This is a genomic window from Candidatus Villigracilis sp. (assembly GCF_057083605.1).
This window is the reverse complement of sequence record NZ_JBXMTI010000012.1, coordinates 1-12,034: the sequence shown is the minus strand read 5'-3', so window position 1 is coordinate 12,034 and position 12,034 is coordinate 1. Positions and strand designations below refer to the sequence as shown.

General features: G+C 49.3%; 9 protein-coding genes. 8 read left to right on the top strand and 1 reads right to left on the bottom strand.

What is annotated here, in order from left to right; translation table 11 throughout:
* The first annotated feature begins 122 nt into the window (after nt 1-122).
* The 4 genes from AC14M5_RS01880 to AC14M5_RS01865 are packed head-to-tail and all read left to right on the top strand — an operon-like array spanning nt 123 to nt 8,292.
* Nucleotides 123-1,523, top strand: coding sequence for a C39 family peptidase (locus AC14M5_RS01880; RefSeq protein WP_484027925.1), 1,401 nt, complete (start codon nt 123-125; stop codon nt 1,521-1,523).
* A gap of 17 nt (nt 1,524-1,540) precedes the next feature.
* Nucleotides 1,541-4,534: a TIR domain-containing protein gene (locus AC14M5_RS01875; protein WP_484027924.1), complete on the top strand. Its 2,994-nt coding sequence runs from the start codon at nt 1,541-1,543 to the stop codon at nt 4,532-4,534.
* A gap of 21 nt (nt 4,535-4,555) precedes the next feature.
* The gene (locus tag AC14M5_RS01870; protein ID WP_484027923.1) at nt 4,556-5,878 is read left to right on the top strand and encodes an SLATT domain-containing protein; all 1,323 of its coding nucleotides are present in this window, start codon (nt 4,556-4,558) and stop codon (nt 5,876-5,878) included.
* A 5-nt stretch (nt 5,879-5,883) separates the two neighbouring features.
* Nucleotides 5,884-8,292: a TRAFs-binding domain-containing protein gene (locus AC14M5_RS01865; protein WP_484027922.1), complete on the top strand. Its 2,409-nt coding sequence runs from the start codon at nt 5,884-5,886 to the stop codon at nt 8,290-8,292.
* 24 nt (nt 8,293-8,316) lie between these two features.
* Here AC14M5_RS01865 and AC14M5_RS01860 read toward each other — a convergent pair whose 3' ends face one another.
* On the bottom strand, nt 8,317-8,787 hold the full coding sequence (locus AC14M5_RS01860; protein WP_484027921.1) for a hypothetical protein: 471 nt from the start codon (nt 8,785-8,787) through the stop codon (nt 8,317-8,319).
* A 137-nt stretch (nt 8,788-8,924) separates the two neighbouring features.
* Between AC14M5_RS01860 and AC14M5_RS01855 the strand changes: the two genes are divergently transcribed.
* From AC14M5_RS01855 to AC14M5_RS01840, 4 genes are all read left to right on the top strand, one after another.
* Entirely contained in the window at nt 8,925-10,277 is a 1,353-nt protein-coding gene (locus AC14M5_RS01855; protein WP_484027920.1) for a matrixin family metalloprotease, read from the top strand.
* Nucleotides 10,278-10,286: 9 nt separating this feature from the next.
* Nucleotides 10,287-10,874, top strand: coding sequence for a deoxynucleoside kinase (locus AC14M5_RS01850; RefSeq protein WP_484027919.1), 588 nt, complete (start codon nt 10,287-10,289; stop codon nt 10,872-10,874).
* Entirely contained in the window at nt 10,874-11,674 is an 801-nt protein-coding gene (locus AC14M5_RS01845; protein WP_484027918.1) for an AAA family ATPase, read from the top strand. The genes AC14M5_RS01850 and AC14M5_RS01845 overlap by 1 nt, the downstream gene beginning before the upstream one ends.
* 93 nt (nt 11,675-11,767) lie before the next feature.
* The coding region (locus tag AC14M5_RS01840) for a hypothetical protein (RefSeq protein ID WP_484027917.1) at nt 11,768-12,034 on the top strand (267 nt) is incomplete at its 3' end.

Genomic DNA, 12,034 nt, shown 5'->3' with positions numbered 1-12,034 from the left:
GATGCGCAGCAGTTCGCCCATCCACCTTAAAAAGTTGCAAGTTCGTTGCAAATCGAAATCGAGTAAAATCCTTGACACTATTTGGAAATTCCTTAAATAATTAAAGCAGGAGGTAAGGCATTATGTTTGTAACCAAGAACCTTTACCAGAACGACGAAGCGTGGAAAGCAACAGCGCTTGGGCATTCCAGCGAAACCATTGGCGGCTGGGGATGTTTACTCACATCTGTTACCATGATGCTCAATGGGATCGGCTACAGCGAGACCCCAGTCACCGTCAACGACAAGATGAAAAAAGCTGGCGGTTTTCAAGGGGCGTTTTTTATCCCCAGTGTACTGCCTTATGTTTGGCCCAATTGTGCCTATCGTGATATGCAGCCTTGCGAATCATCCCCGGCACCCATTTCCATTATTGATAACGCTGTTGCACAAGGCAAACCTGTGATCCTTCAAGTGGATTGGAACAAGCAGGCTGGAATTCAAACGCACTTTGTTCTGGTAAAAGAAAAAAAGGGAAGTGATTATTCCCTTTATGATCCATATAAATACGGCGGCGACGGCCCCGACAAAGAAGTGCTATTAACCACTCGCTATAAATATAACGGTGCGAAAATTGAAACCGAGATCAGCGGCGTGTTATGGTTCGACTCATACAGTTTCGCTCCGCCCGAACCGCCCAAGGTAACCAAGGTTCCATTACCTGCAGAAAAATTCATTCTATATGCTGCCGAAGATGATCTTGCCTTGCGAGCAGAGCCAGCCGTTGGCGGCTATTTGTGGAAGCGCATGTTGATGTCCACTGAATTAATATGCCTTGAACCCAAGGCCCAGGCCAAAGCCAAGGTGGGTGTGCAAGGTCAATGGATTCAGGTACAAGACCCTAAGGGCGATCAGGGATATGTTGCCGCATGGTTCGTCTCTGACAAAAAGGGCGCTTCACCCTCGACCTCAAGCGGGGCTGCTGCTCCTAAAGCTGCTTCAGCACCTACACCTTCATCTGCTCCAAAACCTGCCAGTGCACCTGCTCCCGTTCCTACCGGTGCACTGGCACTTTATCCTACAGAAGAACTGGCTTTCCGCACCAAAGCAATCGTTTCTCCAGAGACGCTGATCCGTCGTGTTCCTGTCACAGAGCAATTGATCAGCCTTGAACCTGCCAGCCAGGCAATTGCCAAGGTGGGTGTTCAAAACCAGTGGATCAAGGTCCGCGATATGAATAAGAAGGAAGGCTATGTGGCCGCATGGTATGTAAAATATGCAGGCGGCACCTCTGCCCAGACGACAACAACAGCAGCACCTGCAACTGGAACAACCAATAAAGTAAGGGCCACAGCTGAAGGAGTCTCGCTGCGCAACCAACCTGTTGTGAGCGACGCAAGCCTCATTAAACGTGTATCACTCAATTACGAATTTACTATTGTGGAAGCGGGCGGCGAGGCAAAGATCGGCAAGAACGATCAATGGATCAAAGTAAAAGATGCCACTCATGAGGGGTATGTTGCAGCCTGGTTTGTTTCCCGCTAGCCTGCAAATGAATTCACATGTCTGATACCAACGCAACACGCAAAACAAAAATCTTCATCTCGTACTCGCGCAAGGATAAGCCTTTCGCGCAGAAATTGAATGCCGCCATCGATGCAGAGGGAATCGACGCCTGGGTGGATTGGGAGGGAATCCCTCTCAGTTCAGATTGGATGCATGAGATCACAACTTCCATTCAGGCGGGTGATGCCTTTGTATTCATCATCAGCCCCGACTCGTTGAAGTCCAAGGTATGCGCAGAAGAGCTTGAAGTGGCTCTCGGCCTCAATAAAAAGGTCATTCCTGTTTTGTATCGTGAGCCTGAAAAAAGGCAGAAGATGCACGCCAAACTGGCATCCACCAACTGGGTATACCTGCGCACTCGTAAGGATGATTTCAAGGCGACCATTCCCAAGCTGGTGGAAGCGATTCAAACCGACCTGGGCTGGGTACAGCAGCACACTCGCATTCTGCAGCGTGCAACAGAGTGGCATCAAAAGAATCGCAACAACAGCTATCTTTTGCAGGGAACCGACCTGGGCGAGGGCGAACGCTGGATGACAGAATCAGCTGCCGCCGCGGGAAGAGACGTTGTCCCCTTGCAGGCAGAGTACATCAGCATCAGTCGAAAAATCGCCGTGCAGCGTCAAAGGAATTTGACGATTGGGATCGGCTTTGGCATGGTCATCAGTATTTTCCTGGGGATTTTTGCCCTGATCCAATGGGGAACCGCCGAAGATAATGCACAACTCGCCAGAAAAAATATGGAGATCGCCCTCGCGAATGAGCAGGCAGCCATTACGCAACAGGCGATTGCCGAACAAAATGCGGAGTTGGCGCGCAACAACGAAAATGAGGCAAAAGCCCAGCGGAGTGCGGCGCAATCAAGCATCTATAAGGAACGTCCAGGTGAGATGGATATAAGCACATTACTGGCGCTTGATTCCTGGCTGCGCCTGCCAACCCATGATGCTGAGAACATTCTGCGTAATAATATCGCCAACATGCCCATCCCTTTGAAGCAGGCACAACATACTGGCAGGATTTGGAATATATACCCAAGTTCGGATGGGCAGTCTTTTGTCACTGCCAGCGACGATAATACAGCCTGCGTGTGGAGCATGGAAGGTGTACAAAAATTCTGTGTCCAACACAACGATGTGGTCAACGATGCGGTTATTGTTTCAGAACATAACCTGCTCATCACGGCTGGCGCAGATGGTATTGTAAATATCTGGAATGCAGAGGATGGATCTGTGATCCAATCCTATGATTACGAAGCAAACATCTGGGATATCGAAGTCAGCCCAAATAATAAATGGCTGGCCGTCGGGCGCGATGATGGCGTGATGTCACTGATCAACCTGCTTACCACTCGAAATGAACTCAGCTTCGACCTCGGCAATTATGCGATCTATACTCTGGCCTTTAGTCCCTCCAGCGAATTGCTTGCCATGGGCAGAAGCGACGGCTTGGATACCATCTGGCGGGTGATGTCCGGGCTTTCCTATTCCGGGCCAAAACATAAATCTGAAGTGTATGCGCTGGATTTCAGCCCAAAGAATGACCTGCTGGTTTCGGTGGGAGCCGACAGCACAGCGCGGGTTGCCAGAACAGATACAGGCGCAACCAGGCATGTTCTGAGCCACAACGATTGGGTGGAAGATGTTGCTTTCGGACCGGACGGCTCCTGGTTTGTAACCGCTGCCGATGACAACCTCGTCCGCGTGTGGGATACGGCCACTGGGCTTGAGAGACTCCGAATGGCACACTCAGGCTATGTTCTGCGGGTTGAGGTCAGCCCGAACGGTCAATGGATTCTCACCACCAGCTATGACGGTACAGCGCGTATCTGGGATGCAGCCCTGGGAACTTTATTGCGCGAGATTCCGCTCAATGCACCTGGAACCGCGATTGCGTTTTCACCAGACGGTGAGCGCGTAATTGTCGGCGACAGCAACGGCCAAATTAGTATTTGGGATATTTCAAACTTACATTCCCGCGTCGGTTACCTGGAATTTCCTGAAATTGTACACAAGGCAAAATTCAACAGCACAGGCGAGTGGGTCGTTATCAATTCAGATGACAAAAATATCTGGCGCATTCCCACGGACCAACTCACTTCGCTGCACAACGGTACCCAGGGAGAGAAAATCCTCACTTTAAATAACATCACTGCTCAAACAAAAGTCAGCCCCGACTCAAAGTGGATGGCGATCTCAGAGACCTACGGGAGCCGCGCACTGCTCTTCAATTTTGAAACACAAACACGTCATATTCTTGAACATAATTCAGATATCAGCGGGCTCAGCTTTAGTGCAGATAGCACGCGTCTTGCGACGACCAACGATGGCGGCTCGAGTGTTTATATTTGGGAGGTTGAAAGTGGGAACCTGCTCAAGGAAATCCCATTCGATGAAACCGCCTTCACCATCTCATTCAACCCGCTGGATGACACAGTTGCTATAGGGTTTACCGATAAAATTGTGATATGGGATACGGTCAACGACAAGGAAGTGACATCACTCCAACAACTCGGTAATATCAAATCCATCAACTTCAGCGGAAATGGACGCTGGCTCGCCACTACCAGTTCTGCAGGAGGCATCTCCGTTTGGAACATCCAGGGCGAACAAACTGACGTGCCCGTATACACTTTCCTGCAAGATGGCAGTATTACATCGCTTGAATTCAGCGCGGATGAGAACCTCCTGGCATCCGGGAGCTCAAACGGCTACGCCTACCTTTGGGATCTGACGACAGGTGAAGAAATTGCCCGTTTGCCGCATAAGACGTCAGTTTCAGGTGTTTCATTTTCCCCTGTCAACAATACACTGGTGACGGTCTCGCAAAAAACAATTCAGGTCTGGGATGTTGCGCAATTGGAATTCACTTATACTGAACACATCACCGAACTGGCATGTTCCAGGTTGTTCAGGAACTTTACAGCGAGTGAATGGGCATTCTTCTTTAACGAAGAGGAATACCGCACGCTTTGTCCTAATCTACCTTAAGCAAGTGAAAGAGGAGTTTTTATGGAACCACAAACTCAACAACAAGTAACTCCCATTTTGGAGATCGCATGGATTCGCTTTGCGCAATTGGATGCGGTATCCAAAAAGAGGACCAAGGCTCACATGCGTATGCGCCGCTGGATCGCCATACTGGGTGTTCTGGCTACATTATTGGCCATCACTTCCACCTATTTTCCTTTTCCTGCAGACCCATCCATGCCAGGTATTTACGCAATCCTGGGAGTAACAATCCGAGTATTGCTGATCCTGGCTCCCATCATTGGTTCCATTCTTGCCTCGTTTACCAATAAGTTTTTTTCCAATGGTGATTGGCTGGTAACCCGTGCCGGCGCCGAGGAAATTCTCAAGGAAATTTACACCTACCGTACCATCCTTGCCAATGAACCGAATCGCCGTCAGTGGCTTGAAAAGCGCCTGGCCGAAATTCAACGCTCGGTCTATCGCGGCATGAATGGTGAGTTAACCATAGAGCCATATGAAGGGCCGCTTCCGCCAAATTATTCCCCGAATGACCCATACAGTGACCCGGGCTTCCATGACTTGACCGGCGATGAATATTTCCGCTATCGCCTCGAGGCTCAGCTTGGCTGGCATGTAGATAGAGTTAATAGAAGACAGACAGAACGAACACGCTTGCAATGGTTCATCCTTCTGGCAGGCGGAGCAGGCGCAGTACTTGCTGCTGTTTTGCCGCTCTGGGCTGCGCTGGCAGCATCCTTTGTTGCCGTATTTATCGGCTGGCAGGAATTGCGCAATCTTGATTCCGTTGTCCGCAATTACAGCAAGGTCATCATGGAGTTGAGCATCCTGTTCGATCATTGGAAAAATCTGGAAGGTGAAGAACAAACGCAGTCTGAATTTTACAAAGTAGTGCAATCCACAGAGGACATTTTGTGGGCACAAAATGTTGAATACATTAAAGCCATGCAGGAAGCTTTGAAGGAATCCGATCTGAGTGAGGAAGCTGGTTTGGTTAATCGCGTCATCAGCGAAGCCCGCGATGCAGACCGCAAGCTCAAATCGGATATTGAAGAATCGGTGGTGACCTTCACGCGTGAAGTCATGGCCGAGGCAGAAGAAACTCTGGCCGAAACCTATGAGACCGCTCTGCGCACTCTTGCAGAAGAGGCATCATCCGATCTGGTGCAGGCAGAACTGGCTGCCATGCAAAAAGACTTGCAGGCAAAATTCACAAGCATGAAATCTGCGTTGGAAAATATCGCAGAGGAATTTGCTGGTGTGGAGGTTGGCAGGGATACCCCTCCAGCTCTGCTTAATAGCCTGCTCGCGCGGTATCCGAAATCGCAAGACGCCAAAGGATAGTTATCATGACAAATCCAATTTCCAACCTGTTCTCCAAGGATGAGAAACAAGCCGCTTCAGCCGTCCCGACACCCGCTCTTGTTCCAGCCGCTTCTCCCGCCACTGTGACCACAACCCCCACCACAACAGCCCCGGTTGTCACAACAGCGGCGCCCACTGGAACAACGTCACCTGCCGTTATGACAACGACAGTCGCTGTCCCAGAGGCGAATCATGTTCAAGTGGCAGAACCAGATGTCAGCGAGAAATCGACGCGCCCGGAAATTCGTCCACATGCCTTTGTAGTGATGCCATTCGGCAAAAAGAAAGGTGGCGACGGATCGCCGTATGATTTCAACGCCATCTATAAACTGCTAATCAAGCCCGCGCTTGAAGAAGCTGGCTTTGAACCCTTCCGCGCAGATGAAGAGACCGCATCTGGTGACATCCTCACCGATATGTTCCAAGAGCTTCTATTGGCAGACCTCGTCCTATGCGATTTGAGCATCGACAATGCAAACGCTTTTTACGAAGTGGGCATTCGCCATGCGCTTCGTAAACGCGGTGTGATGCACATACAAGCTGGGCGCGCCTACATGCCCTTCGATATTTTCAATGTTCGAACTCTTCCCTATCACATTACCCCCGAAGGCGTACCGGACCCTGAATATATTAGAACTGACATTCAAGCGATAGCACGCATGGCAAGGGACACATGGGCCTCCGACCGTGACGCGATCCATAGCCCTATTTTCAACCTGCTCTCCGGGCTTGAAGAACCGGAGCGAAAGTCACTTCGCACACCGCTGGCAACTGGCTTCTGGCGTGAACATAACGAGTGGAAACAAAAAGTTACAGTGGCCCAGCGCCAAAAACGGATCGGCGATATTTTGCTTCTCACGGAAGAGATCCGCAACCCGCTCATCAAGGAAGAGGCCATTGGCGAGGCGGGAAGAGCCCTGGCTAACATGGAACGCAATGAACTTGCCCTGGCGCAATATCGCAAAGGCCTGGAAGTAAACAACCGCAACCTGAATTTCCGCCGCGAAGAGGCCTTTCATCTCAACCGCATGGGGCGTGTGGATGAAGCCATTGTAAAGATCGAAAGCATCCTGAGTGATTTCCCCAATGACGTCCCCTCAACCTCCTATCTGGGGCGTATCTACAAGGAGATGTGGACAAATTCATGGATCAAGATCGCGGATAAATCAAAACGCATGAAAGCCGCCTTTGATTCGTATCACTGGCTTATCAAATCAATAGATACCTATCTCAAAGCCTTCCGAGTTAACCTGAACGACTATTATCCTGGTGTAAATGCGCTCACGCTTTCCATGATGGCCCTACACCTTGCGGATCGTTTTGACAACAAAAAAGACCCAGACCCCGACATTGCAAGAATTCGGCACCAATTATCAAGGCTAAAAGGCACACTCACCTTTTCATTGGAAACCAAGGCGGATGATGAAAATGCAGACTACTGGACCCTCATCTCGCTTGCAGAACTTCAAGTATTCACCAATGATAATGTGATCAACGTAGTACGCGCCTATCGAAAGGCCCTTACAGCCTCCAGAAGGAATTTGTTCTCCCTGCAAACCTCCCTCACTCAATTGGAGATACTCAGCTCCCTTGGGATGCGTACAGAATATGTAACAGCCGCCATGAACGTTCTTGAAGAGGAAATAGGGTATATCGGAAAAGACGCGTCCCGCGGCAGGAGCAAAAAGAGAAATAATAATTCAAAAGGACAGGTTTTCCTTTTTGCGGGTTACATGGTCGACTACCCAGGCAAGGAAAAGAAGACTTTCCCCGAAGCCAGGGAGCAGGAATTGCGCAACGATATCCGCAAAAAATTGGAAAAATTTGATGCCGGTCCGCAGGATCTAGCTTATACAGCCGGGCTTTCCGCCGGGAGCGAGATCATTTTCGCCGAGGTATGCGCTGAAAAAGGAATCCATGTAGAAGTGCACCTACCCCTGCCGGAAGCCGCATACATCCGTGAATTCGTATCCATTGGCGGTGATAATTGGGTGGATCGTTTCTACAAAATTCGCAGCCACCCACTTGTGGATGAGATGTACCAGATCGATAACGTTGGCGAACCCAAAGATGGTGACGATCCTTATGAACGCAACAACCGCTGGGCGCTTTATTCATCACTAAAACGCGGCATCTCAAAAGTACGGCTGATCGCGGTTTGGAACGGAATTGGCAGCAAACCAACAGATCGTGACGCACACCTTACCCGCCACATGATCGACCTTATGCGCGAAACAGGTGGTGTGATCGAAACCATCAACACCTCGAAATACATCCATCACTTTATTGATAATGCCCTCGAGCGCATGATCGAAGAGTCGGTTACCGCGCCTGAAAAAGTAGAGGTTGAAAAAGTGCAAAGCCCTCCTCACAAGGCATCCAAGAAAAAGTAAATTCCAAAAAATGAGACCCGTTGATCACACAACGGGTCTCATGATCTTTTCAGCTTTTTCCTTTGGGTAAGGCCATATCTCCCCTTTCACGCCTTTGGCCAGCAGGAAATCACCCGCACGCACAACATCCACCCCTTCCAGGGTGTGAATCTCCACCAATTGATCCTCATCTCCGCCGGTTACATCGGTCATCGGAACGAGCAGGGTAATTGCGCGCTTGACACACAACCCCGGTCCAATAATGAGATAGCTTTCATCAAAGATTTGCGGATTGATCGGCCATGCGTCTTCGGGCGCATCCATCTCGCTAACGAGCAGGTCCCCTTTTTTCGCCGTTAACGTTGCCCCCCACGGAGTGACAACCAACTTCATTTGAGGTTCAGAAGGATTCGGTGAAAATGGTTCAACCCGGCGCTGCACCATGCTGCGAAACGGCTTGAAGTTCAAGGTGTTTAATATTGGACTGTCCGATGTTAATACAATAGGTTCTTTCAAAACACACTCCATTACTAACTATAATCAATTCATTAATTGTAATATAAAATAAGCACGAATTTCTACTTGCATTACATCCGTAGTACCTTTGTTCCACGTTCTGAAAATAAACTGGCAGAAGGACAAGAGGATCATACATGAAACACCCAATTTATTACCGATACCTGGTTGGTATTCTATTCTTACTTCTAACAAATTCCCTGGCATGTGCAAATGCATCACAAGCATCGGATGTCGAACCCACTTATCGATACGATAACCTTCCCGCTGCCGGTGACGAAGACCAGACCGCTCTAAAATACCGCGCCATCTCACAATGGGGAAAGGCAAACATCGATTTCTATTTCATTAATGGGACGGGGAAAATCGGCGGCGATACCGAGCGTGACCTTGTCCGCGCGGCATTCAGGCTATGGGCAGATGAAACCCCGCTCACATTTAACGAGGTATCTGACTCCGCTCAGGCAGACATTCTCATCGGGTGGGCCGAAGGCGAGCACGGTGACGGAGATCCCTTCGACGGGCCCGGCGATGTCCTCGCACACGCTTCTTATCCCAACCCATACAGTGACAGGCAGGTATTCCTGCACTTTGACGATGCTGAAAAATGGGTAAACAGCGAAACCCAAAATGTGGATTTGCTGACCGTCGCCGCGCATGAGATCGGACACAACCTCGGCCTCGATCACAGCAGCGACCCCAATGCGCTTATGTATCCATCCTACTCCGGGCCGCATCGTTCACTTGGGCAGGATGATGTTGCAGGTGTGCAATCTTTATATGGCCTGGCCGCACAGCCTGCTGAATCTCCTGAAACACCACCCCAAGGCGCAACCCCTCCGCCAAGCGCAGACACAGATGGCGATAAAGACGGTATCTCTGATGAAGATGAAATTCTGCGAACAGGCACAGACCCGAAAAACAAAGATACAGATGGTGATGGAATTGGGGATGGTGTTGAAGTCTACTACCGCATGAATCCACTTGACGCCGATATGGACAAAGACGGCGTCAGTGATGGACAGGAAGTAGCCCAGGGCAGCGATCCATTCTTCCCTGACCAAGCCACAGATGTGCCGCCAGAATTAAACACAGAAGTAAGCGAATTTCTCACCGAAGCCATTCAACTTCAGATCGAGGCCTATCGGCAGGGTGATGCGGATATTGCCGCATCCATCATGGCCGGAGATATTTTCGCCATTCTTGAAGCTGAAATCTCTTCGTTCAACCAGCAGGGGCTTGTTCAAATTTCTGAAATAGATTTTTACAAAAGCTATATCGATGATATCCGCGTTATCAACAACAGCCAGATCGAAGTGGACACCTGCGAAGTATGGAGCACCAATATCTATCGCCGCTCAGATGGCGCACTCGTTCAAACCGTCGACCCTCGTCTTCTGCCGCAGACCATTATCATTCAAAATTTAGATCAGGGTTGGTTCATCACCAACGTCAACTTCTTTGATGCGCCCGCATTCTGCAATCAATAGGATAACACTATGAACAAACTCATCGTCATTGTCGGAGCGAGCGGTGTGGGGAAAACCACCCTGGTACACGCATTATGCCAAAAAGAGAAATTTGCGGTTGCTTACGAGGAGCATAACAATAGACCGTTTCAGGCGCTCTTCAAAAAGGATGCAAAATATGCACTTGCAAATCAAATGGATTACCTGCTCTACCGCGCCGAGCAGGAGCGTGGACTCCGTACCAGCGATACGCCAGCCTTGATGGATGGCGGTTTGGATCTGGACTTCTACGGATTCACCCGCCTCTTTCACACACGTGGATTGCTCAACGATGCGGAATTTGATCTGTGTTACCGCCTCTACGCCCTGACCCGCAGCCTGCTCCCGCCCCCAGATCTTTTTGTTGCCCTGCGAGCGGACCCACACATCATCCGCCAAAGATTGGCTGCTCGAAACAGAATCAACATTGTGTCCAATGAAGATGCGGAGGTGCTGGAGGGTTATGTCAATAAATGGCTGGAATCCATCCCTGAGTCAAAAATCCTTAAGTTGAACGTCTCACAGGAAAATATCGATTACAGGCACAGCGTTCCGCTCATCCTTGATAAAATCAAATAATGATCCATTTGCGTTCGGTTCAGAAAAAAGAAATCCGTGAAGCAGAAATTTTTCCGTTCAATGTTCCCGTTATCCGCGCGCTGGAGGAGATGGAGTTTCATGCGCCTGTAACTTTTTTTGTCGGTGAAAATGGATCGGGCAAATCGACCTTGATGGAAGCGATTGCCTGCGCCATCGGCTCGATCACAGTGGGCAGTGAAAGTGTCAAAACGGACCCTTCGCTGACACACGTTCGCAAGCTGGCACAATATCTACGCCTCGCGTGGACAAAGCGTACACACAAAGGATTCTTTTTACGCGCAGAAGATTTTTTTGGGTATGCCAAACTCATTGCGCAAACGCGCCAGGAACTTGAAAATGATTTGAGAAATGTAGACAAGGAATATGTAGGGCGTTCAAAATTCGCAAAAGACCTGGCAAAGATGCCACACGCAAATGAAATCAACGCGCTCCAACGCCGCTATCAAGACGGCCTGGATACGCACTCGCACGGCGAAGGTTTTTTGGCTTTGTTCCAATCACGCTTTGTACCAAACGGCTTATATTTGTTGGACGAACCCGAAGCGCCGCTCTCGCCGATCCGCCAACTGGTATTTTTGGCCGCACTCAAACAAATGGTGGCGGAAGATTCTCAGTTTATTATCGCCACTCACTCACCCATTATTATGGCTTTTCCAGAAGCGCAGATATTGAGCTTCGAGAACGGCAAAATCAGCAATGTCAATTATGATGAATTGGAGCATGTCACATTTACAAAAGCATTTTTGAACGACCCGGATGCTTATTTGAGGCATTTGTAATACGAAGAGACACTTTTAACACGGACAGCACCCACAGGGCAGTGAGCTGTCCGACTCCAGAGTTGCATACAGAAAAATTCAAAGGTTGATTAGATGGAAAATATTGACGAGTTAAAGCACGCCACAAGCGGTTCGCCCAAATATCGATTATCAAATGCAAATGTATTTGTTTCCCCAGGCGGATATCATTTCATAGATCATCTCGACCCTGTGCAGGAAATTTCGCCGCAGATCGATGGAAGTGGATTAACAGATGAAGAGGTGGCCTATATAGAGAAGTCGCTGCAATCGAATCCTGAACGGGTTGAAAGCCAGGTAAATGCAGTTAAAAGAAACATATCTGTGGAAAATAAAAAGGTT